The 26,604-nt window shown below is 53.4% G+C and carries 27 protein-coding genes and 1 other RNA gene; 18 read left to right on the forward strand and 10 right to left on the reverse strand.

Annotation, left to right across the window (positions count from 1 at the left end; genetic code table 11):
* Positions 1-22 precede the first annotated feature (22 nt).
* Positions 23-1,030 carry a GTP 3',8-cyclase MoaA gene (moaA, locus tag CHB59_RS01355; RefSeq protein WP_089374427.1) on the reverse strand — a complete coding sequence of 336 codons (1,008 nt, stop codon included), beginning with the start codon at positions 1,028-1,030 and terminating at the stop codon, positions 23-25.
* Positions 1,031-1,154: 124 nt separating this feature from the next.
* Here moaA and CHB59_RS01360 point away from each other — a divergent pair, with 124 nt between their 5' ends.
* Positions 1,155-1,502: a winged helix-turn-helix domain-containing protein gene (locus CHB59_RS01360; protein ID WP_089374428.1), complete on the forward strand. Its 348-nt coding sequence runs from the start codon at positions 1,155-1,157 to the stop codon at positions 1,500-1,502.
* Here the strand turns inward: CHB59_RS01360 and CHB59_RS01365 are convergent.
* The 9 genes from CHB59_RS01365 to CHB59_RS01405 form a co-directional block, all read right to left on the reverse strand.
* Positions 1,499-3,196, reverse strand: a complete 1,698-nt coding sequence (locus CHB59_RS01365) for an ArnT family glycosyltransferase (protein ID WP_089374429.1) — start codon at positions 3,194-3,196, stop codon at positions 1,499-1,501. The two genes, CHB59_RS01360 and CHB59_RS01365, sit on opposite strands and share 4 nt — an antisense overlap.
* A 115-nt stretch (positions 3,197-3,311) precedes the next feature.
* Positions 3,312-3,554: a type B 50S ribosomal protein L31 gene (locus CHB59_RS01370; protein ID WP_089374430.1), complete on the reverse strand. Its 243-nt coding sequence runs from the start codon at positions 3,552-3,554 to the stop codon at positions 3,312-3,314.
* A gap of 110 nt (positions 3,555-3,664) precedes the next feature.
* On the reverse strand, positions 3,665-4,924 hold the full coding sequence (gene rho, locus CHB59_RS01375; RefSeq protein ID WP_089374431.1) for a transcription termination factor Rho: 1,260 nt from the start codon (positions 4,922-4,924) through the stop codon (positions 3,665-3,667).
* 123 nt (positions 4,925-5,047) lie between these two features.
* Entirely contained in the window at positions 5,048-5,374 is a 327-nt protein-coding gene (gene trxA, locus CHB59_RS01380; protein WP_089374432.1) for a thioredoxin TrxA, read from the reverse strand.
* Between the two features lie 126 nt (positions 5,375-5,500).
* A complete protein-coding gene (locus tag CHB59_RS01385; protein WP_089374603.1) occupies positions 5,501-5,812 on the reverse strand; it encodes a DUF3579 domain-containing protein in 312 nt (103 codons plus the stop codon).
* Between the two features lie 78 nt (positions 5,813-5,890).
* Positions 5,891-6,460: a BON domain-containing protein gene (locus CHB59_RS01390; RefSeq protein WP_089374433.1), complete on the reverse strand. Its 570-nt coding sequence runs from the start codon at positions 6,458-6,460 to the stop codon at positions 5,891-5,893.
* A 1-nt stretch (position 6,461) separates the two neighbouring features.
* Entirely contained in the window at positions 6,462-7,055 is a 594-nt protein-coding gene (locus tag CHB59_RS01395; protein ID WP_089374434.1) for an SIS domain-containing protein, read from the reverse strand.
* Between the two features lie 31 nt (positions 7,056-7,086).
* Positions 7,087-7,428 (reverse strand): YraN family protein, encoded by a 342-nt coding sequence (locus tag CHB59_RS01400; protein ID WP_089374435.1) that lies wholly within the window; start codon positions 7,426-7,428, stop codon positions 7,087-7,089.
* Positions 7,425-9,032 carry a penicillin-binding protein activator gene (locus CHB59_RS01405; protein WP_179212028.1) on the reverse strand — a complete coding sequence of 536 codons (1,608 nt, stop codon included), beginning with the start codon at positions 9,030-9,032 and terminating at the stop codon, positions 7,425-7,427. Before CHB59_RS01405 ends, CHB59_RS01400 begins: the two co-directional genes overlap by 4 nt.
* Before the next feature lie 39 nt (positions 9,033-9,071).
* Here CHB59_RS01405 and rsmI point away from each other — a divergent pair, with 39 nt between their 5' ends.
* The 17 genes from rsmI (at position 9,072) to CHB59_RS01490 (ending at position 26,577) form a co-directional block, all read left to right on the forward strand.
* Complete coding sequence (gene rsmI / locus CHB59_RS01410; RefSeq protein WP_089374437.1) at positions 9,072-9,926, forward strand: 16S rRNA (cytidine(1402)-2'-O)-methyltransferase; 855 nt, start codon at positions 9,072-9,074, stop codon at positions 9,924-9,926.
* A 22-nt stretch (positions 9,927-9,948) separates the two neighbouring features.
* The gene (gene pyrC / locus CHB59_RS01415; RefSeq protein WP_089374438.1) at positions 9,949-10,983 is read left to right on the forward strand and encodes a dihydroorotase; all 1,035 of its coding nucleotides are present in this window, start codon (positions 9,949-9,951) and stop codon (positions 10,981-10,983) included.
* Between the two features lie 86 nt (positions 10,984-11,069).
* Positions 11,070-11,374: RNase P RNA component class A (rnpB, locus tag CHB59_RS01420), an RNA gene on the forward strand.
* A gap of 382 nt (positions 11,375-11,756) precedes the next feature.
* Positions 11,757-12,203 carry a division/cell wall cluster transcriptional repressor MraZ gene (gene mraZ / locus CHB59_RS01425; protein ID WP_089374604.1) on the forward strand — a complete coding sequence of 149 codons (447 nt, stop codon included), beginning with the start codon at positions 11,757-11,759 and terminating at the stop codon, positions 12,201-12,203.
* Entirely contained in the window at positions 12,125-13,159 is a 1,035-nt protein-coding gene (gene rsmH / locus CHB59_RS01430; protein ID WP_089374439.1) for a 16S rRNA (cytosine(1402)-N(4))-methyltransferase RsmH, read from the forward strand. Before mraZ ends, rsmH begins: the two co-directional genes overlap by 79 nt.
* Positions 13,159-13,419, forward strand: coding sequence for a cell division protein FtsL (gene ftsL / locus CHB59_RS01435; RefSeq protein ID WP_089374605.1), 261 nt, complete (start codon positions 13,159-13,161; stop codon positions 13,417-13,419). Before rsmH ends, ftsL begins: the two co-directional genes overlap by 1 nt.
* Positions 13,416-15,167, forward strand: coding sequence for a peptidoglycan D,D-transpeptidase FtsI family protein (locus tag CHB59_RS01440; protein ID WP_089374440.1), 1,752 nt, complete (start codon positions 13,416-13,418; stop codon positions 15,165-15,167). Before ftsL ends, CHB59_RS01440 begins: the two co-directional genes overlap by 4 nt.
* A complete protein-coding gene (locus CHB59_RS01445; protein ID WP_089374441.1) occupies positions 15,164-16,588 on the forward strand; it encodes a UDP-N-acetylmuramoyl-L-alanyl-D-glutamate--2,6-diaminopimelate ligase in 1,425 nt (474 codons plus the stop codon). The genes CHB59_RS01440 and CHB59_RS01445 overlap by 4 nt, the downstream gene beginning before the upstream one ends.
* A complete protein-coding gene (locus tag CHB59_RS01450) occupies positions 16,585-17,952 on the forward strand; it encodes a UDP-N-acetylmuramoyl-tripeptide--D-alanyl-D-alanine ligase (RefSeq protein ID WP_089374442.1) in 1,368 nt (455 codons plus the stop codon). Before CHB59_RS01445 ends, CHB59_RS01450 begins: the two co-directional genes overlap by 4 nt.
* Positions 17,942-19,027 carry a phospho-N-acetylmuramoyl-pentapeptide-transferase gene (gene mraY, locus CHB59_RS01455; RefSeq protein WP_089374443.1) on the forward strand — a complete coding sequence of 362 codons (1,086 nt, stop codon included), beginning with the start codon at positions 17,942-17,944 and terminating at the stop codon, positions 19,025-19,027. The genes CHB59_RS01450 and mraY overlap by 11 nt, the downstream gene beginning before the upstream one ends.
* An 18-nt stretch (positions 19,028-19,045) precedes the next feature.
* Positions 19,046-20,404, forward strand: a complete 1,359-nt coding sequence (murD, locus tag CHB59_RS01460; RefSeq protein ID WP_089374444.1) for a UDP-N-acetylmuramoyl-L-alanine--D-glutamate ligase — start codon at positions 19,046-19,048, stop codon at positions 20,402-20,404.
* A gap of 2 nt (positions 20,405-20,406) precedes the next feature.
* Entirely contained in the window at positions 20,407-21,573 is a 1,167-nt protein-coding gene (gene ftsW / locus CHB59_RS01465; protein WP_089374606.1) for a putative lipid II flippase FtsW, read from the forward strand.
* Positions 21,570-22,676: an undecaprenyldiphospho-muramoylpentapeptide beta-N-acetylglucosaminyltransferase gene (gene murG / locus CHB59_RS01470; RefSeq protein ID WP_089374445.1), complete on the forward strand. Its 1,107-nt coding sequence runs from the start codon at positions 21,570-21,572 to the stop codon at positions 22,674-22,676. Before ftsW ends, murG begins: the two co-directional genes overlap by 4 nt.
* Complete coding sequence (gene murC, locus CHB59_RS01475; RefSeq protein WP_089374446.1) at positions 22,673-24,067, forward strand: UDP-N-acetylmuramate--L-alanine ligase; 1,395 nt, start codon at positions 22,673-22,675, stop codon at positions 24,065-24,067. Before murG ends, murC begins: the two co-directional genes overlap by 4 nt.
* A complete protein-coding gene (murB, locus tag CHB59_RS01480; RefSeq protein ID WP_089374447.1) occupies positions 24,067-24,951 on the forward strand; it encodes a UDP-N-acetylmuramate dehydrogenase in 885 nt (294 codons plus the stop codon). The genes murC and murB overlap by 1 nt, the downstream gene beginning before the upstream one ends.
* Positions 24,948-25,856 (forward strand): D-alanine--D-alanine ligase, encoded by a 909-nt coding sequence (locus CHB59_RS01485; protein WP_089374448.1) that lies wholly within the window; start codon positions 24,948-24,950, stop codon positions 25,854-25,856. The genes murB and CHB59_RS01485 overlap by 4 nt, the downstream gene beginning before the upstream one ends.
* Complete coding sequence (locus CHB59_RS01490) at positions 25,846-26,577, forward strand: cell division protein FtsQ/DivIB (protein ID WP_089374449.1); 732 nt, start codon at positions 25,846-25,848, stop codon at positions 26,575-26,577. Before CHB59_RS01485 ends, CHB59_RS01490 begins: the two co-directional genes overlap by 11 nt.
* Positions 26,578-26,604: the final 27 nt, after the last annotated feature.

The following is a 26,604-nucleotide window of genomic DNA, read 5'->3' on the forward strand; positions in this document are numbered from 1 at the left end:
CAGTGCAGGACTGTCTTGGCATCTAGCCGCCGGTATGTGACATGAAACGCACGACTGCGGGAGCTGCGCGTCGCAGGTCGAAATCATGGCCTTTGGGCTTGATATGCATGGCAGAAAAAATAGCCTCTTTTACAGGGGTGTCGTCATGCGGGAATTCACGTAGCAATGGCATGAGGTCTACCTTGTTTTCCTGTCCCAGGCATAAATAGAGTTCGCCTTTGCAGGTTACCCGCACCCGGTTGCAGCTTTCGCAGAAGTTGTGGCTGTGCGGGGAGATGAATCCAATGCGGGTATTGGTGTGAGCGACTCGCCAATAGCGAGCTGGGCCACCTGTGGTTTCTGTGCTGCTGACCAACGGGAAACGTGCTTGTAATTGCTTTAGTGTGGCCTGATTGCTGATATAGGTTGCACTGCGCTGGTGGTCGACTTCTCCCAATGGCATTTCCTCAATAAAGGCAATATCCAGGCCCCGGTCAATGGCGAATGCCACCAGTGGTACTGCCTCATCGTCATTGAAGCCGTGCATCAGTACAGTGTTGAGCTTGATATTGGTGAAACCGGCTTGCTTTGCAGCCTCAATGCCGCGCAGTACTTTATTCAGGTCGCCGACACGGGTGATTTGGCGGAAACGTTCAGGATTCAGGCTGTCCACACTGACATTGATACGGTCAAGCCCTGCTTTTCTCAAGGCCTGGGCATGATGTTCAAGTTGTGAACCGTTGGTTGTCATGGTCAGCTCCTGCAGGCCTGGAAGCCGGCCGATATCCTCAAACAGGGATAGTGCATTTTTACGTACCAGGGGCTCTCCGCCCGTAATGCGCACTTTACTGACGCCCAGATTGACAAATACCCGGACCAGGCGTGCACATTCTTCGAGCGACAGCACTTCGTCGCGTGACAGGAATGTCATGTCCTCGCCCATGCAGTAGACACAGCGGAAATCGCAACGATCAGTGATGGATAGGCGTACATAATCCACACGTCGACCAAATTGATCGATCAGTTGGGGAGTGTGGATGCTAGAGGACATTGAAGTTGCTGTTTGGGTCCGTGGATGGATGCGATAATATGTGCCAATTGTAAGTCTTTAGCCGAATACAAACAATATTGCTGACTACGTACAGTATGACAGTATTGAGGGGTAAAAATTCCACATGAGTGCGCTCAGTATCAAGATACGTTTGCCACACCGCCACTTGGTGGCTATTGGGCCTGGCAAGGCTGATTTGCTGGAGGCCATTGCACAGAGTGGCTCAATTTCCGCAGGTGCCCGCACCATGAAGATGTCCTATAAACGTGCCTGGGACCTAGTGGATGCCATGAACAAGAGTTTCCGCGAGCCGCTGGTGGAAACAGCGACGGGTGGTAGCCATGGCGGAGGTGCCAAAGTCACTCCCTTTGGACAGGATGTGTTGCAGCGATACCGCGCGATGGAAAGCAAGGCCAGCCAGAGTATTGCTGATGATGCAGCATCACTGGCCCTGCTGTTACAGCCGCTTTAACGCGGGATGGTCTCCTCATCTTCCTCGACCTGATCAGTCGTTTCGCCAGGTATGAACAAGCGGAAGCTTTCCCGCCTGTCCAGCGCGCGACTTCCTTCCCATAGTAATTGCCAGTGACTGCCTGGTGTCCGGTGTGGGTGGCTGCTGTACTCCTGAACCAGGAGTAAGTCGCAGGCCGGTTCGGTATGCAGTAAAGGCTGTGGCTGGACTGTGAATCCAGTGTAGTAATCCATCAACGCAATTTGTGCTGGCCCCATGCCGTAACTGCTGATACAGGTGTGTTGTGCCGGCAGTGCAGCTTGGAGCTCAAGCATGACATGCTTGTAACTACGGGCGTTGTCTATCCATGGCAGCCAGAGTGTCATCAGCAGTCCCCATGCCATTGTCATGCCCACTGCCCAGTTTGTCAGGGCTCCGCGATTGGAGCGCTTGCTGTTGGCAATCACGAACAACCAGATAATGGTGACTGTGAGGGCTGCAGCCAGGGCGAAAATGTTGAGGTGGGCCTCGTTGGTGGCGGCGAGGAATTGCATACGTTCGGCAATTTTGGCAGGCTTGCCTGTCAGCATGGCAAACCAGCCAAGCCAGATCAGGGCGCCCATGATGCCAAACATCAGCATGCCAAACCAATCCAGCGCACTTGCAGCACCACGCTTCAAGGTTTCTACACTGCCACCGGCCAGTGCGGCCAATGGGAGCAATAGTGGCAAGAGGTGAATTTCCCGGCGTTCAAATGCCACGCCAATCACAATGAAGTTGACGATGAAAAAGACCAGTAGCAACTGCATCTTGGGTTTGTTCAGGAACACATTGCGATAACGCCATACTCCCCACGCCGCAATGGGCAATGCTGGCCAGGTGAACCAGAACAAGGTTTTCAGCATATAAAGGTAATTGATGCTGGATGGGTCAGGCAGGATATTGTGTATCCATGCAGTGAATTGTGCAGGATTGATCTGAAAGAGCAGGCTGGGCCAGATGACGAGCCACGGACTGGCTACCAGTAGGCTGAGCCCGCACACAATGGCAAAGCTTTTGCTGCGCCATGGTTGGAAGAAGATAGGGAGAATCAGCATCGTCAATAATACGACGAGTGCGCTGGCCGGCCCTGTAGCGAGAAAACTGATACCTATGCCGGAGCCCAGCAGGGCTGCCGCACGCAAAGGGCGCCGCTTGGCAAGCGCCAGTGCGTAGAGCGACATGGAAAGGCCTGCCAGTGATGCGACTTGCGGCATCAGCATGTGCGCCGAGGCAATGAGGCCAATTGATGCAATGAAGATGAAAGTGATCTGGCGTCCGGTACCGACCCCCCACAATTCGCGGCCCAGCATCCCTACCATGAGCAGTGTAATAGTCATCCAGATACTATTGATCAGCCGCGCTGCATCATGCAGCGGCAATACTGCTGATAACAGTTTGGCGCTACCAGCCGCACTCCAGTAATAGAGGGGAGGGTATTCTATCTGTTGCTGCCCGGCAGCAATGGGTGCCAGCAGCCCGTTGCCATATGTCATGTCCTTGATGATGCTGATGGTTTGCGCCTCATCGGGCTTCCATGGTTCATGCCCGATCAAGCCCATGAAAATCCACGTGATGCAAAGCAGGATCAGCAGGTGTGTCTTGGCGCGCTCGCCCACGCGTGCGCGCGGTGTCGCCAGGTGCGCCTGCCAGTCATGTTCGATCTCGAATGCCATTGATATCCTTTGAGTGCCTGCTGAGAATCTCTGCCTATTTTAATCATCGGGCAGGATGGATGGGAAATAAAAAAGGCAGCCCAAGCTGCCTTTTTGCAAATCCTGTAGACCAGGATTACATGCCGTATTTCTGGCGGAATTTCTCAACACGACCAGCAGTATCAAGAATCTTCTGCTTACCAGTGTAGAAAGGGTGAGATTGTGAAGATACTTCAATCTTGACCAATGGATATTCTTTGCCATCGGTCCACTTTACTGTTTCTTTGGCAGTAATGGTGGAGCGTGTCAGGAAGCTGAAGTCAGCGCCGATGTCATGAAATACAACTTCGCGATATTCTGGGTGAATGCCGGGTTTCATAATGTTTACCTTTGTGGTGCCGGTTTGTGCGGCTGATCAATAAATCCTGCCGGAGCAGGAAAAACGAAAATTATATTAAGCTTGCCAAGAAATTGCAAGACAAAGCGCGATCAACCTCTGCGCATGGAGTCAAAGAAATCCGCATTGTTCTTGGTGGCCTTGAGCTTATCCAGCAGGAATTCCATGGCTTCCAGGTCATCCATGGGGTAGAGCAATTTGCGTAGCACCCAGATTTTCTGCAGTACATCTTTTTCAATCAGTAGTTCTTCCCGGCGAGTACCGGATTTATTTACGTTGATTGCAGGATAGATGCGTTTTTCAGCCATGCGACGGTCAAGGTGTAGCTCGGAATTGCCTGTACCCTTGAATTCTTCATAGATCACATCATCCATGCGTGAGCCGGTATCAACGAGGGCTGTGCCGATAATGGTGAGTGAACCGCCTTCTTCAATATTACGGGCAGCTCCAAAGAAGCGTTTAGGGCGCTGCAGGGCGTTGGCATCCACACCGCCCGTGAGCACTTTGCCAGAGGCTGGCACAACAGTATTGTAGGCGCGAGCCAGGCGGGTGATGGAGTCCAGCAGGATGACCACGTCTTTTTTATGTTCAACCAGGCGCTTGGCTTTTTCCAATACCATTTCAGCTACCTGGACGTGGCGGGTGGCTGGTTCATCAAATGTGGATGCGACAACTTCGCCTTTGACCGAGCGGGTCATTTCTGTGACTTCTTCCGGCCGTTCGTCAATCATCAGGACGATCAGGATGACATCCGGGTGATTAGCGGTAATGGCATGGGCAATATGCTGCATCATCACTGTCTTGCCGGATTTTGGCGGTGCAACCAGCAGTGCCCGTTGACCTTTGCCGATGGGGGCAATCATGTCGATGACGCGGCCGGTAATATTTTCTTCTCCGCGGATATCGCGCTCCAATACCAGGGGTTTGGTCGGGAATAGCGGAGTCAGGTTTTCAAACAGAATCTTGTGTTTGCTGTTTTCCGGAGCCTCACCATTGACACTGTCGACTTTGACTAAGGCAAAGTAGCGCTCTCCATCCTTGGGCGTGCGGATTTCTCCTTGAATAGTGTCGCCGGTATGGAGATTGAAGCGTCGGATTTGTGACGGGGAGACGTATATGTCATCAGGGCCTGCCAGGTATGAAGTGTCGGGCGAGCGCAGAAAACCAAAGCCATCTTGCAATACTTCCAGTGTGCCGTCACCAAAAATGCTGTCCCCTTTCTTCGCCTTGTTTTTCAGTATGGCAAAGATCAGATCCTGTTTGCGTATACGGCTTGCGCCTTCAATCTCATTGGCAATCGCCATTTCGACAAGTTCGGTAACAGGTAAGTGTTTCAGGTCAGATAAATGCATGGTGAAAAGACTCTACGGGAATCAGAAGTATTGCGAAAGACGGGGATTGTTTGAAGAATTTGCGCCAGGTTTCCAGGCGATTGATACTTGGATTTACTGAAACCTGGCGTCAGAGTAGCGTGATTAGATATTGCTGTCAATAAATGCGGTCAACTGCGATTTGGAAAGTGCGCCGACCTTTTGTGCTTCAACATTGCCGTTCTTGAACAGCATTAGGGTTGGAATGCCGCGAACACCGTATTTCTGCGGAGTGACGGGATGGTCATCAATATTGATTTTTGCAATTTTCAGACGACCAGCATATTCCTGTGCGACTTCATCAAGAATGGGAGCGATCATTTTGCATGGACCGCACCACGGTGCCCAGTAGTCCAGCAGAACCGGTACCTGGGACTGTAATACTTCATGATCGAATGCGTCGTCGCTGATGTGAATAATATGATCGCTCATGTGAACCTCTGGATAATGATATGGTTACGCCGGGTTGTTTATCTCTGGATAGTGATTGGAGGTAAAAGAACCAGACAATTTCGCTATCCTAGCGAAAAAAATCCCGCAAGTGAAGTGTATTCCTGATCAGTTTGGAGCAGCGATACTGTTGCCAGCTGCATCAAGAACGTTTAATTGGTTTTCTTCCACGAAGTGCATAAGCTGCTTGAATCCCTCCGGATTTGTGTCCTGGAGCTTGAGATCCACAGCCAGGCAACGTACGCCTTCTATCACGCGTGGCTTGAGGTAGGGCGAATAACGCAACTTGCGGTCTGCGCCAAAACTTGCATAGGTACTGCACATCCTGTCTACCCAGTCACTTGGGCGGAATGGTTTGCCTGCGCGTGTCAGGCCTTGGATGATGATTTCATTGATTCCGGATTTTTCTGCAGTGCTCATGCCGATAGCCATTAAATGTCATGCTGTTAATAATTTTAGCACTCAATCCACTGCTGGAGTGGATTGAGTGCGGGTTGTTTAGTCAGTGTATTCGAAGACCTTGACTACCTTGCCGACACCGCTGGTGCTGCGTGCAATGTCGACAGCATCTGCTGCTTCCTGCTGCGACACAATACCCATCAGGAACACAGTGGTAGCTTCAGTGACGACCTTGACATAATTGGCTGGGAAGCGGTTTTCCTTCAGCATCCGTGCTTTGACCTTGGACGTGATGTAAGCGTCGTTGTTGCGCTCGCTGAATGTGCTCTTGGTGTCAATCACGATTTCGTTTGTGATGTTGACGACATTATCAACACCGCGTACGGCTTTCTCAGCGGCTTCTTTGCTGGCGGCATCAGCGGCCTCGCCTGTCAGCAATACGCTGCGGTTGAAGCTGGTGACGTTGATATGGTTCTTTTCACCGAGTTCCTGGGAAATCCGGTTTGAAGCCTTGAGCTCGATGTTCTCATCTTCAATATAAATGCCGGAAGTCCGACGGTCTGCTGCCATGGCGCCACCTGCAGCGGCGCCTCCGATCACGGCAGGGATGCAGGCCGCAAGCTGGCTGGACAATACCAAGGCTAGTAAAAGGGGGCTGATTGCACGCATCTTAATTTACTCCTAGTAAAAGACAATCAATTGCATCGCAAAGGCAATGCAAAGTCAAAATATATACTTCCTGAATCCTGGCAGGATGCTCATGCGGCACTCCGATATGGATATCATCATCCGTCAGAAGTTCCATCAGATCTCCACCATCGCCACCACTGAGTGCAATGACTTGCATGCCGCTATCCTTGGCAGCTGAGATGGCTTGCAGGATATTGCTGGAGTTGCCGCTGGTACTCAGGGCCAGCAAGATATCGCCATGATGACCCAGTGCCGTGATCTGACGAGCGAATACTTGTTCAAAGTGGCTGTCATTGGCAATGGATGTCAGGGTGGATATGTCTGCTGGCAATGCGATGGCAGCCAAACCTGGCCGTTCGAGATCATAGCGATTCAGCATGCGGGAGGCAAAATATTGGGCGCTGGAAGCGGAGCCGCCATTGCCACATGTGAGGATTTTTTTTTCGTTGAGCAGGGCTTGTACAATGATTTCTGCAGAGCTGGCGATGGGGGATGCTAGTAGCTCTGCCAGTGCCAGCTTGAGGCGTCCACTCTCTTCAAAATGAGCGGTAATACGGGTATTGAGGTCGGTCATATCGGGTTTGAATAATTGTGATGCATTACTGTCATGCGCTGAATGCGTTGGTGATCCACTCTATCTGATCAGTATCCAGCTTGTTCATCAGTATGGCATCAAAACGGCATGCTGTATTGCCATGTTGTTGCAGAAAATGTTCGGCAGTACGGATGAGTTTCTGTTGTTTGCTCGGGGTAATGCTTGCCGCAGCACCGCCAAACTGCAGATGGCTTCGCATGCGGACCTCGATGAAGACAATGATATCTCCTTGTTGCATGATCAGGTCTATTTCGCCGAAGCGGCAGCGATAATTGCGATTGATCAGCCTTAAACCATGGGACTCCAGATAGCGGCCGGCAATTATTTCTGCGTTGTCCCCAATCTGTTTCAAGGCATGGTTTCCAGTATGACACCTTCTGTGCTGAATCGCCCTGTGGCAAGCGTGCGATGAATTCTACCATCGGTGCTGATCTCGATTTTTCCGGTCAGACCCTGGAAAGTGAGTGCTTGCTCAGGATTCCGGTTGAGGTGGTCCAGAATGCGGTAAGCATCCGCTCCCAACGCAAACCATCGCTGCATTTCACCCGGGGGCAAGCCGGAAGCTGCCTCCTTGAACATGGAGAATTGCTTGGCATCCGGTTGTAGCAGCCAAGGCATATCCAGAAAACGTATGGCATTGAGTGCTGAGTTGTCAGGGTCTTGCGCCATGCCAGAGTAAATATGGGATATGGAAAATGTGGGGGTCGCAGTATCCAGGTGAGGACGAATTCTGCTGGCTTCTTCGCTGTTGGCTGCCAGAAAGATCATGTCGGCAGGATTCGGGTTTGCCTGAGGCTGTGCATCGCTGGTTTCGCTGTCTGCGTTTTCATCTTCAGTCGGTGTTGGGGGTGTAATGGTGTGTCCACCTGCATCCTGCCACATGACGTTGAATAATTGTGCCATGCGTTCGGATAATGGGCTGTTACCGGCAACGATGGTTGCTGATTGCATCCCTAGCCGCTGAGCGGTGCTGATGATTTGTGCAATCTCTGTTTCCAGGGACTGACCGTACAGGTAAATATTCTGTTGTTGATCCGCTGTGTCGTCTGCCTGGTTGAGTGCCAGAACAGGGAAGGAAGGCGGGGATTGCTGGCTCAGGTGTGAGATTTCATCGCGTGTCAAAGGGCCTAGCATCATGTCTACGTTATCGGCCTGTATCTGCTGGTAAAGGTCATTGATGCTTGCAGGGTCGTCTGTGCTGGCATATATCCTGAGTTCACGATGATCGCCAGCTTGTGCCTGGGCTGCAGAAAAACCTTGCATAATGGCATCTGAAACTGGGTAGTACATGTCTACGGAAAATGGCAGCAGGATAGCAATTGTGCCAGTCTGGGTAGTGGCTGTCGTGTTGTGCCCCGAGGGGGAGGTTGGACGTTGCGTGAGCAGCTCCTGGCTGAATCCATCGGCAGCCGGATGGCCTGGGTAGAAGTTCGGCCAGTTTTTCAAGGCATCGCCTTCTTGTTCCTTCGCGGCAAGTGCCAGGTCAATCCAGCCTTGTACTACGGTATCCGGGCTTTCGCCACGGATGGTGACCAGCTCATCACGGGGCAGAGTCGATAGCTGGTGCCAGATGGCGGTATGGTGTTGGTGCAGTTGTTCGTCGGACTGCAGGAAGCGCTCTGCGGCAGTGCGTTGTTCAAGCGCGCGCAATGTATCTGCCTGGTTGTCGTAGGCGATAGCCAGGCTTGAGTGTAAAATTGCAGCTGCTTCATCATGAAGCGTTGTGCTGGAGTGCAGAGGCAGCAGCAGACTGAAGGCAGTATCAAAATCCTGTTCGCTGACTGCAATTGCACCGGCGAGTACCTTGGCGTAGGCTGATTGGCTGGGAATCTTGTTCAGTGCCAGCCTGGCGCATGCGGCATCCTGGTTTTGCAGACAGGTAACGCCCGAACGGAATTGGGCCTCTGGCGCGGTATGCGTGTCAGCCGGGGCCGCTGTGGCGTGGGTTGTGAGCACGAGCAACAGCCATGATAAACAAAGAAGGGTTAGCAGTCGTTGAGTCATAGTGGAACATTATATGTGGTTGCGACACCGATTGGGAACCTGCAGGATATTACCCTGCGGGCACTGGATGTACTCAAGGCTGTGGATGTGGTGGCAGCAGAGGATACCCGGCATACATCAGGTTTGCTATCGCATTTTGCCATCCAGAAAAAGCTGCTGGCCGTGCACGAACACAATGAACGCAAGGCAGGTGAGCAGCTGATTCAGCGGCTTCAGGCCGGAGAATCCGTGGCATTGGTCAGCGATGCAGGAACGCCGGGGATCAGTGATCCGGGTGCCGTGCTGGTTTCTATGGCGCATGAAGTCGGAATCAAGGTGGTGCCTGTTCCGGGGGCGTCTGCGGTGATTGCTGCATTGTCGGCGGCAGGTATTGTGCGACCCGGATTTCATTTTCATGGTTTTCTGCCAGCCAGCGGCGGTCAGCGGCGAGCTGTATTGCAGGGGCTGGAAGAGGCACGTGTGACCGTTGTATTCTACGAAGCTCCGCACCGCGTGGTGGCCAGTATTGCTGATATGGCGACTGTGTTTGGCGGAGAGCGCATGCTGACAATTGCACGCGAGCTGACCAAGACCTTCGAAACCATACACAGCTTGCCGCTGGCGGATGCCGGAGATTGGCTTGCCGCCGATGCCAATCGGCAGCGGGGTGAGTTTGTCCTGTTGCTTGAGCCGGCGGTGGCTCAAGACGATGGCTTGCTTGATGCTGAATCTGAAAAGGTGTTGAGATTGCTGCTTGCTGAGCTGCCATTGAAGCAAGCAGTCAAGCTTGCCACTGAAATTACAGGCAGTAAGAAGAATATGCTGTATGAACTGGCCTTGAGAATCAAGCAGTCAGAATTGCATTAATACAATTAAATCAGAGAATTTCATGAGTAAAGTAATCACGATCACACGCCCGGATGACTGGCATTTGCATTTACGGGATGGTGCGGCCTTGTCTGCTGTGCTGCCTGATACGGTACAGCGGTTCGGGCGGGCCATTGTCATGCCTAACCTTCGTCCTCCTGTCACTAATGTTGAGCTGGCGGCAGCATACCGCGAGCGTATTGTCCGGGTGTTGCCCGCGGGGGGCAGCTTTGATCCGTTGATGACGCTCTATCTGACAGACCGGACTAGCGCCGAGGATATTGTCCGCGCCAAGGAAAGTGGGATTGTGCATGGCGTCAAACTCTATCCTGCAGGAGCAACCACCAATTCGGATTCCGGGGTGACCAATCTGGGGCACTGTGTCAAGGCGCTGGAAGCAATGGAAAAACATGGCATACCTTTGTTGGTGCATGCTGAGGTGACTGATGCGGATATTGATGTGTTTGATCGCGAAAAAGTGTTCATTGATCGCAATATGGTGCCATTGCTGGAGCGCTTCCAAGGGTTGAGAGTAGTGTTTGAGCATATCACGACCAAGGACGCTGCCGACTTTGTGACGCAGGCGCCCGGGCGTGTGGCTGCCACTATTACGGCGCATCATTTGTTGATGAATCGCAATGCCATGTTTGCGGGTGGCATGCGCCCCCATCATTACTGCCTCCCTGTTCTCAAGCGTGAAGAGCACAGGGAGTCATTGGTAGCGGCTGCAATATCTGGCAGCCCGAAGTTCTTTCTTGGGACTGACAGCGCGCCACATCCGAAATCAGCTAAGGAAGCAGCGTGCGGCTGTGCCGGCATGTACACCGCACATGCGGGAATTGAGCTGTATGCAGAAGCATTTGATGCTGTCGGGGCGCTGGATAAGCTGGAAGGCTTCTCCAGTTTTTATGGGGCGGATTTTTATGGCCTGCCGCGAAATGCTGACCAGATCACCCTGGAAAAGGTGGAGTGGAATGTACCGGAAAGTTTGCCTTTTGCTGGGGATGAGCTGATCCCATTGCGGGCAGGGGGCGTTATTAGCTGGCGTTTGAAATAACTCCAGCGGGTTTCCTGTATTGATCTTGCTGATGATTGGATCATCAGCCCTGCGGTGAGGAGGTTGTCTATGGTAAACTTGCCGCAGAAGTTGGCCAGGCAGCCGCCGCTTGCGCAAGCAAGGGGAGGAAAGTCCGGGCTCCATAGAGCGGGATGACGGCTAACGGCCGTACGCCGTGAGGCGAGGAATAGGGCCACAGAGACGAGTAAACCGTAAGGTGGATGTGAAACGCGGTAACCTCCATCCGGAGCAAGACCAAATAGGGTAGCAATGGCGTGGCTCGCGCTGCTACCGGGTAGGTTGCTTGAATCCTGGGGCAACCCAGGATCTAGATGAATGGCTGCCGCCTGCATTGTAGGTACAAAACCCGGCTTATCGGCCAACTTCTTTTCTCTACTTAAAAATTGAATATCTATAGTTTCCTTCCACTGCAATAATCCATATACCAAGATTCAGTCACCTCTCGGCCTTTTCTCACGCATAACTTTCAGTTCATTTTCTATCTCCTTATTTATTAAGGGAAAATTTTTCTCAAGCAAAATAAGCTAAGTCATTGTCCTGTAAAGGAAAATCCTTAAAAAAGCCCTTGCATAGCGGTTTTTTTTTATCTATAGTGGGTGCTAGTGGAGAAAAGTGGGGTTTTGTGGGTATTGCCAGCTGAAAGTTGATTGCTCATCTCCAGATCAGCTGGCGTTTCCTTAGAGCTGCATTTTCTTTCAATGGAATTGCCGATGCCTTTGCGAGGTGGTGTCGGGATGATGAAAAGGACCCTCATGTTTCGCGGTGCGACATCTTTGAATATGGATGCCAAAGGCAGGCTGGCTGTGCCAGCTAAGCACCGTGTCGCCCTGCACGCTCAAAGTGAGGGACATCTGGTTCTGACGGCGCATCTTCACCGCTGCTTGCTTCTGTATCCCCAGCCCGCCTGGGAGCCAATTCAGGCCAAGATCATGGCCTTGTCTAGTTTTGATCGGCAATCCAGTGCGTTACAGCGGTTGTTGGTGGGTTTTGCGGAAGATGTTGATCTGGATGGCGCTGGCCGCTTGCTGGTTTCGCCTGTATTGCGCGAGTTTGCGGGGCTGGAAAAGCAGGTCATGCTGGTCGGGCAGGGTAGTCACTTCGAGCTCTGGAGTGCAGAGGCATGGCAGCAGCAATTGCAACAGGTCATGATGGATGGGGCGATGGAGTTGCCCGTCGAGCTCGGAGGGTTCTCGCTGTGAGTGTCAGTCGTGAGTCTGCTGTGCAAACTTCTCCTCATGTCACGGTTTTGTTGGACGAGGCAGTGGATGGATTGGCGATCAAGCCGCATGGAACCTATGTGGATGGTACTTTTGGGCGTGGAGGCCATAGCCGCAGGGTACTTGAGCACTTGGGGGCTGATGGACGTTTGATTGCACTGGATCGAGATATGGCGGCCATTAGGGCCGCTGATAGTATCAGGGATGCCAGGTTCACAATTGTTCACAGTCATTTTGCTGCGATGGCAGATGTACTGGCAGATATGCACATTCAAAAAGTGGATGGGGTATTGCTTGATCTGGGGATTTCATCTCCGCAGATTGATGAAGGTGAGCGTGGATTTAGTTTCAGGTTTGATGGTCCGCTCGATATGCGCATGGATCAGAGTCGTGGACAGACTGCGGCCGAGTTCATTGCATCAACAACAGAGCAGGAACTGATGGGGGTGATAAAGGAATATGGTGAAGAACGGTTTGCTAAGCAGATTGCAAGGGCGATTATTGCGCAGCGCGCAGGAGGGGTGGTCATCTCCACTACCGGACAACTTGCCAAGATCGTGGCAGGGGCGGTCCCCAAAGTCGAGCCTGGCCAAGATCCGGCGACGCGCACCTTTCAGGCTTTACGGATTTTCCTCAATCAGGAGCTTGAGGAATTATCGCTGATATTGCCGCAATGTATGTCAGTGCTTGCTCCGCAAGGAAGGCTTGCAGTGATCAGTTTTCATTCGCTCGAGGATCGTATTGTGAAGCGATTCATCCGTGCCGAGCAGGATAGGGATGATTTGCCTGCAAATTTCCCGGTGCTGGCAAAGGACTTGCCTCAACCCAGATTGAAAATGGTGGGTAAGGCAATTCGTCCTGGAGAGGCTGAGATCAAGCGTAACCCGCGTTCGCGCAGTGCGGTATTGCGAGTGGCAGAGCGGACGGCAATACAATGATGACCAAGCTGAACTTGATCCTGTTTTTTGTCTTGATAGTGACCGCACTGGGAGTGATTACGTCCCAGCATAAGGCGCGCAAGCTTTATATAGAGCTGCAGCAGCAAGAAGACAATGCTAAACAGTATGAGATTGAGTGGGGGCAATTGCAGCTGGAACAGAGTACCTGGGCGATGCATTCCCGTATCGAGCGGATTGCAGAGAAGCGTCTTAATATGCAGGTGCCTGACGCCAAACGGATACAGGTGGTTGCACCATGATGCATTCCATGCGCATGCACCATGGCTCAAAACCGCGTGCGATAGTCCGGCTGCCTGTCTGGCGTCGACGTTTTCTGTTGGGATGCGTGTTGCTGGGATTTGGTATCCTGCTGGGACGCAGCGTCTACCTGCAAAGTGTCCATAAGTCCTTTCTGCAGCAGAAAGGCGATGCACGCTATAGTCGAGTGCTGGTATTACCTGCCCATAGAGGCAAAATTACTGACCGGCATGGTGAGCCACTTGCCATCAGCACGCCAGTAGAGTCTATCTGGGCAAGTCCGCCAGATGTCAAAGTGCTGCCTGAGCAGTTGGCGAAGCTTGCTTCCATCCTCAAGGTCAAACCTAATGTAATCAAATCTAAGTTTGATAATACACAGCGTGAGTTTGTTTACCTCAAGCGTCGTTTGTCGCCAGAAACAGCGGCTAAGGTGATGAGTATCGGCATTCCGGGGGTATTCATGCAGCGCGAGTATCGACGCTACTATCCGGCTGGGGATGTAACGGCTCACTTGGTCGGGTTTACTGGAATTGATGACAATGGGCAGGAAGGATTTGAGCTGCATTCCCAGGCTTGGTTGTCCGGGAAGGCTGGCAGTCGACGTGTAATCAAGGATAGGCAGGGCAGAATTGTCGAGGATCTCGAAGCTGTCAAAGTGCCTCAGGATGGCCGTGATCTCACGCTTTCCATCGACAGAAGAATCCAGTATCTGGCATATCGTGAACTGGCCGCTGCAGTGGAAGAGCATAAAGCCAAGGCTGGTTCTGCCGTTGTGTTGGATGCGAAAACGGGTGAAGTTCTGGCCATGGCCAATTTGCCAAGCTACAACCCGAATAACCCAGTGAATCTGACCGGTGGACGCTCGCGTAACCGTGCCATTGTGGATACGTTTGAGCCTGGTTCCACCATGAAGCCATTTACAGCAGCGGCTGCTATGGACAGTGGGCGCTACAGGGCCGATACCGTGATCGATACAGCACCCGGCTCCATGCGTATCGGGCGGGCGACAATTCGTGATGCGCACGCTCAAGGTTTGCTGACAGTGGCGCAGGTCATACAAAAGTCCTCCAATATCGGTTCGGCCAAAATGGCATTGAGCCTGGAGCCGCAATATCTTTGGGGTGTATTCAACCAGCTGGGCTTTGGCACACCTACCCGGGTAGGATTCCCCGGGGAGGCATCAGGGAGGTTACGTAATTACAAGACATGGCGCCCGATTGAGCAGGCTACCATGTCTTATGGCCATGGGTTGAGTATGACCCTGCTACAACTGGCACGTGCTTATACAGTATTTACCAATGATGGTGTGTTGTTGCCCGTCTCCTTGCTGAAGCTCAAGGAATCCCCGGTCGGTCATAAAGTATATACCCCTGCCACAGCCAATAGCCTCAAAGCCATGATGGAAACAGTAGTTCAGCCTGGTGGAACGGCATTGCGGGCACAGGTGCTGGGATATCGTGTGGGAGGCAAGACAGGCACTGCGCATAAGCCGGGCGTCGGCGGCTACCAGGCCAATCATTATGTATCGTCATTTGTGGGGTTCGCACCCGCCTCTAATCCGCGCTTGATCATTGCCGTGATGATTGATGACCCCAGTGGTGGTAAATATTACGGTGGCACCGTGGCCGCACCTGTGTTCAGCAAAGTCATGGCGGGTGCGTTGCGCATGTTGGCAGTGCCGCAGGATGCGCCAAACAATAATATCGTGATTCCGGCGGATGATCTGCCTGAAGTCAAGGAGATGGTATGAGCCAGGCTAGCCTTGATTTCAGCAAGTTCACACACATGACCACTGACAGCCGTCAGGTTGTTGCAGGAAGTTTGTTCCTGGCCTATCCCGGAGAGCGGGTGGATGGCCGCCAGTTCATCGGCCAGGCAATTGCAGATGGGGCTTCTGGCGTGCTGTGGGAGCAAGAGGGGTTTGAATGGAACCCTGCCTGGAATATTGAAAATCAGCCTGTTGCAGCATTGCGTCAGCAGGCCAGTGTGTTGGCTGGGGAGTTTTATGGCCATCCTTCACGTCGACTCTGGGCGATCGGCGTGACAGGTACCAATGGCAAAACCTCATGCAGCCATTGGCTGGCGCAATCATTCAATGCCTTGCAGCGCAAGGCCGTCATGATTGGAACCCTGGGTAATGGATTTCCCGGCGCATTATCTGCTGCTGTTAACACGACGCCAGATCCTGTGCAGTTGCAGCGCATATTGTCTGAATATGTGGACAGTGGCGCTGAAGTAGTGGCAATGGAAGTTTCATCGCATGGCTTGGACCAGGGGCGTGTCAGCGGCATTGCTTTCAAGGTTGCCTTGTTGACCAATCTTTCGCGTGATCATCTTGATTACCACGGCGATATGGCCAGCTATGCTGCTGCCAAGCGTCAGTTGTTCAATTTTTCCAGCCTGGAATTTGCCATTCTCAATCATGATGATGTGTTTGGCCGGGAAGTGCTGAATGAGCTCAAGGCTGAAGGTCGTCCGGTTCTCAGTTATGGGCTGAATGGCGGTGATGTGCACGGCCATGATGTATGTTTTGATGATGACGGAATGAGCATGCAGGTGCGGACGCCACAAGGTGCAGCGACTGTGCATGCCAAGCTGGTTGGCAGGTTCAATGCCAGCAATCTGCTGGCTGTGTTGGCAACCTTGCTTGTCTCTGGCGTGGCGCTGGAAGATGCCGTGCGTGTATTGGCGGATATGACGCCAGCGCCCGGGCGCATGCAGCAGCTGGGTGGTGGCCATCAACCTCTGGTAGTCGTCGATTACGCTCATACACCTGATGCTCTGGAAAAAGCCTTGTTGAGTTTGCGAGAGCAGGTTAAAGGCCGTTTGGTCTGCGTATTTGGATGTGGCGGAAATCGGGATAAAGGTAAGCGCCCACTTATGGCAGAAGTGGCATCGAGACTGGCAGATAAAGTGATTGTGACTTCTGATAACCCACGCGATGAGGATCCGGCAACCATCGTTGCCAATGTGGTTGCAGGCTTGCACCGACCAGCGCAGGTGGAGCTTGATCGCGAGAATGCCATTCTTCAGGCAGTTATGTCGGCAGATGCCGGGGATGTGGTGTTGATTGCCGGTAAGGGGCATGAGGATTATCAGGAAATTGCTGGGGTTCGGCATCCGTTTAATGATGCTGCCGTGGCAGCCAGGGTATTGGGAGCTGCGGCATGATGACCATGTCAGAAATTGCCCAGGCTTCCGGCGGCACCCTGATCGGGGAGGACGTGCTGGTGCAATCTGTCGGGACCGACAGCCGTAGGCTGGAGGCTGGCCAATTGTTTGTCGCGATCAAGGGCGAGCATTTTGACGGACATGATTATGCCAGGGGCGTATTGCGCCAGGGCGCAGCAGCTGTGCTGATATCTGATGCCATTGGGGTGGGGCCTGCGGTGTTGGTCGAGGATACCCGTCTTGCATTGGGCAAACTGGCCGCTCACTGGCGTGAAAAATTCAATATTCCTGTGGCCGCTGTTACCGGCAGCAATGGCAAGACCAGCGTCAAGGAAATGCTGGCCTCCATTCTGCGAGTCGCCGCAGGTTCGGAGAGTGCTGTGCTCGCGACACAAGGTAATCTCAACAATGACCTTGGCCTGCCGCTGACATTGTTGCGCTTGCGTGCGCAGCATCGCTATGCCGTGGTGGAAATGGGGATGAACCATGCTGGCGAAATCCGTTATCTCACTCATATCGGCCACCCGGATGTAGCGTTGGTCAACAATGCGACATCCGCGCACTTGGGTGGCCTGGGATCTGTTGAAGGGGTGGCCAAGGCGAAAGGCGAGATATTTGAAGGCCTGGCCGCAGGGGGAACTGCTGTCATCAATGCAGATGATGCATTTTCCGGCTTGTGGCAATCCCTGGCGCAGCAGCACCGTATTGTGCGTTTTGGCCTCAATGCCGAAGCTGAGGTGACAGCGCAATATGTCCTGCATCCTGAGGGAAGTGACTTGCAATTGCATACGCCAGAGGGTGAGCGGTCACTACGATTGCATGTGGCTGGTTTACATAATGTCAGGAACGCTTTGGCAGCGTGTGCTGTTGCTCTATCCATGCAGGTGTCGCTGGATGCTGTTGTCACGGGACTTGCCAGTTTCGGTGGAGTGAAGGGCCGATTGCAGCGCCGGTACGGAAAACAAGGGGCATTGGTGATTGACGATACCTACAACGCCAATCCGGCTTCCATGCGGGCAGCGATTGATGTACTGGCTAGCCAGTCTGGCAAGCGCTTATTGGTCATGGGTGACATGGGTGAGCTTGGTGCAGATGAATCAGCCCTGCATGCTGAGCTTGGCGTATATGCCAAAGCGGCTGGATTGGACGGGTTGTATACGCTGGGTACCCTGACTCCTGAGACTGTTCGGGCCTATGGCGATGGCGCCAGCCATTATGAGAGTGTGGAGGATTTGGTCATAGCATTGCTGCCAGTATTGGACGCGAATACCAGTGTGCTGGTCAAAGGGTCGCGTTTCATGCGTATGGAGCGTGTCGTGGAGCAGCTGCAAGATAATAACAAGGAGAAATCATATGTTGCTTGAACTTGCTGGCTGGCTGGCCCAGGATATCCGCGGTTTCAATGTGTTCAACTATATTACGCTGCGTGCTGTCATGGCCACGCTGACGGCGCTGGCCATTTCATTTCTGGTTGGCCCGGCGTTGATCCGCAAGCTGACTGAATGCAAAGTAGGGCAGGCTGTGCGTGACGATGGTCCGCAGACCCACTTGGTCAAGGCCGGTACACCGACCATGGGCGGGGCGTTGATCCTGATTGCGATTGCCGTATCGACATTGCTCTGGGCTGATCTCTCCAATCGATTTATCTGGGTGGTATTGATCACCACCCTTGGATTCGGCGTGATCGGCCTGATAGATGACTGGCGCAAAGTGGTGTACCGCAATCCCAAGGGTTTGTCAGCACGGGCCAAGTATTTCTGGCAATCACTGATCGGCGCCGGTGTCGCCATATACCTGTTCCAGACGGCTACTACACCTGCTGAGACCCAATTGATCGTGCCTTTCTTCAAGCACCTGATGCTGCCATTGGGCGTGGTCAGTTTTGTTGTGCTGACCTATTTCGTGATTGTCGGTACCAGTAATGCAGTCAACCTGACAGATGGCCTGGATGGCCTGGCCATCATGCCTACTGTCATGGTGGCGAGTGCCCTGGCTGTATTCGCCTATGTGGCAGGCCATTTGTACTTTTCCAAATATCTCGGGGTGCCCTATGTGCCTGGCGCCGGGGAGCTGGCTGTGTTTTGTGCGGCGATTGGCGGAGCCGGGCTGGGTTTCCTCTGGTTCAATGCGTATCCGGCAGAAGTATTCATGGGTGATGTCGGGGCACTGGCCCTTGGCGCCGCCTTGGGAACGGTTGCCGTGATCGTGCGGCAGGAAATTGTGCTGTTTATCATGGGTGGTGTGTTCGTCATGGAGACAATTTCGGTGATGTTGCAGGTTGCGTCATTCAAGCTGACCGGCAAACGGATTTTCCGCATGGCGCCCTTGCACCACCATTACGAGCTCAAGGGATGGAAAGAAACACAAGTGGTGGTGAGGTTCTGGATCATCACCATGATGCTGGTGCTGGTCGGCCTGTCCACTTTGAAACTGAGATAAGTAATACCGGGTAAAAAGATGCTGCAATTAAAAGACAAACAAGTGCTGGTGCTGGGGCTGGGTGATACCGGTCTTTCGGCATTGCGCTGGCTCAAGCGCCAGGGTGCACACTTGTCTGCCGCAGATACACGCAAATCCCCAGCAGGGCTGGAGATCATGCAACAGGAGTTGCCAGAGGTGCGTGTGCATCTGGGGCCTCTGGATGCAGCAATATTCCAGAACATTGAATTGGTTGTGATCAGTCCGGGCGTACCGCTTGCCGAACCTGAAATACAGGCGGCAATACAGCGCGGTATCCCAGTGGTGGGTGATGTCGAGTTGTTTGCACAGGCACGACCGGAGACGGCCAAGGTCATTGCCATTACTGGCGCCAATGGCAAAAGCACTGTCACTACCCTGGTTGGGGAGATCTGCAAGGCTGCCGGACTCAGGACTGTGGTCGCAGGCAATATCGGCTTGCCAGTGCTGGATGCTCTGGATAGTGCCGTAGATGTCTATGTGCTTGAGTTGTCCAGTTTTCAGCTGGAAACCACGCATAGCCTGGTGGCAGATGCTGCCACGGTGTTGAATATCAGTGAAGATCATATGGATCGTTATACCGGTATGCAGGCATACGCTGATGCCAAGGCGCGTATTTTCTCTCATGCCAAGTTACAGGTTATCAATGTCGACGATACCTGGAGCCGGAGTATGGCAATTCCTGGTGTCGAACATATAAATTTCGGCCTGGGAATGCCCGATGCTGAACAGGATTTCGGTCTGGCACATGAAGTTGGTGAGTACTGGCTGACAAAAGGAAAACGCAGGCTGATGCCTGTGGCTGAACTACGTATTGCTGGGTTGCATAATGCAGCCAATGCGTTGGCTGCGTTGGCATTGTGTAGTGCCCTCAAGATTGATGAAAATGTGGCGCTGCAGGCTTTACGGGATTTCAAGGGCTTGCCGCATCGTGTGCAATGGGTGGCTGAAGTGGCTGGAGTGCCATTCTATGATGATTCCAAAGGCACTAATGTCGGTGCTACGTGTGCTGCCCTGACAGGGTTGTCGCGCCGGGTGGTGCTGATTGCCGGTGGTGATGGCAAGGGGCAGGATTTCACGCCTTTGCAGGCACCAGTGGCCGAGCATGCGCGCGCGGTGGTGTTGATTGGGCGGGATGCAGCCCTGATCGCTGAGGCGCTCAAGAATACCGATGTGAGGCTGGAGCATGCCCAAAACCTGGAAAGTGCAGTTGGCATGGCATTTGAGCTGGCTGAGGCTGGGGATGCAGTATTGCTTTCTCCCGCATGTGCCAGTCTGGATATGTTCCGTCATTACGTGCACCGTGCAGAGGTATTCGTACAGTCCGTACAGCAATTGCAGGCGGAGGTGCAGCCATGAATATGATGTACAGGTTGAGTGGCCGTGAACGTTTGATATCGACATCCACTTATGACCAGGCATTGGTCTGGGTGACATTGATCTTGCTGGGTATTGGCCTGGTCATGGTGTATTCCGCCTCTATCGCATTGGCAGAGGCAGACAAGATGACAGGGCACCAGCCAACATATTTCCTGATCCGTCACGCCATATTCCTTGTGATCAGTTTGACGGCTGGCTTTGTGGCATTCCAGGTGCCAACACATCTCTGGCAGAAAATAGCGCCTCATTTATTCATGCTGGGCTTGTTCATGCTGGTGTTGGTGCTGATTCCCGGTGTCGGGCGCAACGTGAATGGCAGCCAGCGCTGGTTGTCATTATTTGTGATCAATCTCCAGCCTTCTGAGTTCATGAAGCTGTTTGCGGCCATTTATGTGGCGGACTACACCATTCGCAAGGCAGAGGTGATGGATAGCATCAAGCGTGGTTTTCTACCCATGGTACTGGTCATGGTGCTGGTTGGCTGGCTGTTGCTGCGTGAGCCAGACTTTGGCGCATTCAGTGTGATTGTGGCTATTTCCATGGCAATCCTCTGGCTGGGTGGGATCAATGGACGCATTTTTGGTGGCCTGGTGGCTTTATTGCCGGTAGCGGTCATTGGCCTGATCTGGAGTTCGCCTTATCGCTTGCAACGCGTGATCGGCTTCATGGATCCATGGGCCGACCCATACGGTAAAGGCTACCAGCTGTCTCACGCCCTGATCGCGTTTGGCCGAGGGGAGTGGCTGGGCGTCGGCTTGGGAGCCAGTGTGGAAAAACTGCTTTACCTGCCTGAAGCACATACCGATTTCCTGATGGCTGTGATTGCTGAAGAGCTGGGATTCATAGGGGTCATGGTCGTGATCGGCCTGTTTGCCTGGCTGGTGATCCGGGCTTTCCGTATTGGCAAGGAAGCCATGAGTAGCGAACGTTATTTCTCTGCCTTGCTGGCACAAGGAATAGGTGTCTGGATTGGCGTGCAGAGCATGATCAATATCGGTGTGAACATGGGCGTCCTGCCTACCAAGGGGCTAACACTGCCATTGTTGTCATTTGGTGGCAGCGGCATTCTGGCTAACTGCGTTGCCTTGGCGATCCTGCTCAGGATCGATTGGGAAAATCGCCGGCTTCAAAAAGGGCTGCCAGCATGAGTAAGACCTTACTTATCATGGCAGCTGGCACAGGCGGGCATGTCATGCCCGGGCTGGCGATTGCTGAAACCATGCGGGCGCGTGGTTGGGATGTTCACTGGCTGGGTACAGCACATGGGATGGAAAATCGCCTGGTGCCACCTCATGGCTTCCAGATGACCCAGCTCCAATTTTCCGGATTGCGTGGCAAGGGCTGGAAGCATTCAGTCGCTGGAGTGTTCCGCCTGGTGACGGCTACTTTCAGTGCCTGGCGCCTAATGGGCAGGCTGAAGCCACAAATCGTATTGGGTATGGGTGGCTATGTCACTGTGCCGGGCGGATGGGCAGCCCGGGTGCGCGGATTGCCTCTGGCACTGGTCAATGCGGATGCGGCCTTGCTGATGTCCAACCAGGCCTTGGTTCAACATGCCAAGCGGATATTGTTCGGTTTTGAAGGTGGTATGGATGCGTTGGGGAAACTGGCATTCAAGGCACGCGTCACAGGCAACCCTGTGCGAGAGGAGATTGTCAGGGTTGCGGCCCCTGAGCAACGCTTCGCCGGACGTACAGGGACATTGCATTTGCTTGTGGTTGGCGGGAGTCTGGGAGCGCAGGTGTTGAACGCCATGCTGCCTAAGGCGTTGGCCCTGTTGCCAGCCGAAGATAGACCTGTCGTCACCCACCAGTCCGGGGCGCAGCATATTGAAGCATTACGGCAGGCGTATGTGGATGCCGGCGTGCAGGCAGATGTTGTGCCTTTTATTGATGACATGGCAGATGCCTATGCGCGGGCGGATGTCCTGGTGTGCCGTGCCGGGGCGATCACGGTGAGTGAGCTGGCAGCAGCGGGCGTGGCTAGTATCCTGGTTCCGCTGGTGGTGTCGACTACATCACACCAACGTGACAATGCGCGCTGGATGGCTGAACACAATGCGGCAATTCATTTGCCACAACAGGAAATGACACCGCAAGTGTTGGCCAGCTTGTTGCAAGAGCTGACACGTAACCGCCTGCTCGCCATGGCGCATGCGGCGCGGGAGTTGGGGCGGCCCAGGGCAACAGAGATTATTGCGAACGAACTGGAAAGTATTGCCCTGCCGGCGCGGGGAGGTAGTTACTCATGAAGCATAAAGTAAAACACGTACATTTTGTCGGCATCGGCGGTTCTGGTATGAGTGGTATTGCCGAGGTATTGCTGAACCTCGGGTTTAGCGTCAGTGGCTCCGATCTTGCTGACAATGCAACCACACGTCGTCTGGCTGGGTTTGGTGCCAGGCTGTATCAAGGCCATGCTGCAGAAAATCTTGGGCCAGCAGATGTCGTGGTGATTTCCAGCGCGGTCAAGGATGATAATCCGGAAGTCATGGCCGCGCGTGAGCGGAGTATTCCTATCGTGCCGCGTGCCTTGATGCTGGCAGAACTGATGCGCTTCCGCCAGGGTATTGCCGTGGCTGGTACTCATGGCAAGACCACCACGACGAGCCTGATTGCAAGCATCCTGGCTGAAGCCGGCATGGATCCTACGTTTGTGATCGGTGGGCGGTTGGAAGCTTCAGGTAGTAATGCACGCCTGGGTACGGGTGAATATATCGTGGCCGAGGCAGATGAATCGGATGCCTCCTTCTTGCATCTCACGCCTATCCTCGCCGTGATCACCAACATTGATGCTGATCATATGGATACCTATGGGCATGATTTTGAAAGGCTGAAAGGTGCATTTGTCGAATTCCTGCAGCGCCTGCCGTTTTATGGCATGGCTGTGGTCTGCATCGATGACCCGAATGTGCGCGCCATTCTGCCTCAGGTTTCAAAGCCAGTCATGCCATATGGTTTTTCGGAAGAAGCCCGCATCCGCGCTAGTAATGTGCGCGCAGAGGCTGGGCGCATGCATTTCACCGTCAGCCGGATCAATGGGGTAACGACAACATTTGATGTCACCCTGAACCTGCCTGGCAAGCATTATGTGCTCAATGCATTGGCAGCCATTGCAGTGGCCAGCGAATTGAATGTGCCGGACGAAGCCATCATCAAGGCACTTGCGGAGTTCAAAGGCGTAGGGCGCCGTTTTGAACGTTATGGCGAAGTGCCTGCCAAGGGTGGTGGCCATTTCACCCTGATCGATGATTACGGACATCATCCGGTCGAAATGAATGCCGTCATCGCAGCAGCACGCGATGCTTTCCCTGCACGTCGATTGGTATTGGCTTTCCAGCCGCATAGGTATACCCGAACCCGGGATTGCTTTGAGGATTTCGTCAAAGTGTTGTCCAGTGCAGATGTTGTGTTGTTGACAGAAGTGTATTCGGCTGGCGAAGCGCCTATCGTGGCTGCCGATGGCCGTTCGCTGGTACGTGCGATCCGGGTGGCCGGCAAAGTGGAACCCTTATTTGTGGAAACGCCACAGGAATTGCCGCAGAGCATTATTGATATGGCCCAGGCGGATGATGTCGTGATCGTGATGGGAGCAGGCTCCATCGGACAGGTGGCTGCCAATACCAGGGAGATGGCGCAGTGATGGCCGCGCTTATGACAGGCAGCGTGTTGAAGCATGAGCCATTGGCTCGCTATACGAGCTGGCGTGTCGGCGGAGCTGCAGATCAGCTTTATATTCCAGCTGGTCTTGAGGACCTGCAGCATTTTCTTGCCGGTTTGCCACAGGACGAAGCGCTGCATTTCATTGGACTGGGCTCCAACCTGCTGGTGCGCGATGGTGGTGTCAGAGGCACTGTGGTCCTGATGCATGGCGCATTGACCACATTAGCTGCAGAACATGGGTTTATCTATGCCGAAGCAGGTGTGACATGTGCCAAGTTGGCAAAATTTGCGGCACGGCAACATCAGCATGGCGCAGAGTTCATGGCCGGCATTCCTGGAACCGTGGGTGGTGCACTTGCCATGAATGCTGGCTGCCATGGCGGTGAAACCTGGGAAATCGTGGATCGGGTGTTGACGATAGACCGCCAGGGCAAGGTGCATGAGCGCAATTGCCAGGCCTTTGCGACTGCCTATCGTCATGTGGAAATGCCAGTCGCGGATGAATGGTTTATTGCCGCCTGGTTCCGGTTGGAGCATGGCGATGCCGGTAGTGCCGAAGCAAAAATCAAGCAATTGCTGGCCAGGCGCCTGGAGACGCAGCCGTTGAACCTGCCGAATGCCGGATCGGTATTCCGTAATCCTGCAGGTGACCATGCAGCAAGGCTGATCGAAGCCAGCGGGCTCAAGGGATATCGCATGGGCGGTGCCCAAGTGTCGGAGAAGCATGCCAACTTCATCGTCAATACAGGCGATGCTACTGCTGCCGATATCGAGCAGCTGATTGCCTATGTACGCCAGACGGTCAAGCGTGAGCAAAAAGTGGAGTTGCAGCAGGAAGTAAGGATTATTGGAGAGTATGCATGAGTAGCAGGTTTGGCAAGGTGGCAGTGTTATTAGGCGGTACCTCTGGTGAGCGCAAAGTGTCGCTCAACAGTGGCGCCGCAGTCCTGGCTGCCTTGCAAAAAAGTGGTGTGGATGCGCATGCATTTGATACCGCAGAACGCGCGCTGGATGAACTGGCAGGTTTTGACCGTGTATTTATCGCTTTGCACGGGCGCCATGGTGAGGACGGTACGATTCAAGGGGCACTTGAATTGATGGGAATTCCTTATACCGGCAGTGGCGTCATGGCTTCCAGTGTGGGTATGGATAAATGGCGCACCAAATTGTTATGGCGTGCCGCCGGCGTGGCAACGCCGGATTTTGCGCTGGTGACAGCGGATAGTGATTTTTCTGCAATAGAGCAGCAATTAGGGTTGCCGCTGTTCGTGAAGCCCGCCAATGAAGGTTCCAGCATCGGTATCAGTAAGGTGAAGGAGGCTGGTGGCCTGAAGGCGGCCTATGAGTTGGCGGCACAGTCGGATCCATTGGTGATTGCAGAGCAGTTTATCGGGGGCGGAGAGTATACCGTTGGGATTCTAGGTGAAGAAGCCTTGCCTGTGATCCGTATCGTGCCTGCAAACGAGTTTTATGACTATGAGGCCAAGTACCTGCGTGATGATACCCAGTATCTCTGCCCGTGTGGATTGAACGCGGAGCTGGAAGAGCGGATACAGGCAGAGGCACTGCAGGCTTTCCGTGTTGTAGGCGGACAGGGCTGGGGGCGAGTGGACTTTCTCATGGATGAATCCGGGCAGCATTATTTCCTTGAAGTGAATACTTCTCCCGGTATGACGGATCACAGTCTGGTGCCTATGGGAGCCAAGGCGATTGGGCTGAGTTTTGATGAGTTGGTGCTCAAAGTGCTGGAGTCCGCGCATGTGGGATAAGCCGCGCGTCCTCAACTGGATTGCGAATTTTCTCAATGCGCTGGCGGCAGTGATTTTTTTGTATGGCCTGGTGTATGTAGTTGTACATCTGCCGATTTTCCCGCTCAGGGAAGTACGAGTGGATGGGCAGCTGGAGCATGTGACCCGTGAGCAGATCAAGCTGATTGCGGAGCGGCATCTTCAGGGAAACTTCTTCACTGTGGATGTATTGAAGGCCAGGGATGCCTTCCAGAAGTTGCCATGGGCCCGTAAAGTCAGCGTGCGCAAACGCTGGCCGGACAGGCTGGAAGTGGTGATCGAGGAACAGCATGAGTTGGCGCGCTGGGGGAATATTGCATTGGTGAATACTTATGGTGAGTTGTTCCATGCTGCTTCAGACAGTGATTTGCCAGTGTTTTACGGGCCGGGTGATGCAGTGGCGGAAGTAGCTAAGCAATACGGTGTGTATAGCCAGATACTGGCAGGTGGAACCGGGTCACACATTACCCAGCTTGCATTGACCTCGAGGCGGGCGTGGCAGATAAAAACGGATAAAGGTCTGGTGATTGAACTGGGACGGGAGCAAGTAGAAGAGCGTCTGCGGAAATTTGCAAATGCATATAGTCATACATTGGGTGGAGTGAAAGTGGCGATTACTTACGTTGATTTGCGCTACCCCAATGGCTTTGCCGTGCGCAAGCCCGAGGTTACAACATCCAAACGCAAGACAGGAGCAGCCTGAGTAACATGAAAAATTTGGAGAAATATA

The sequence above is a fragment of the Methylobacillus rhizosphaerae genome (assembly GCF_900187985.1).
Lineage (GTDB): Bacteria > Pseudomonadota > Gammaproteobacteria > Burkholderiales > Methylophilaceae > Methylobacillus > Methylobacillus rhizosphaerae.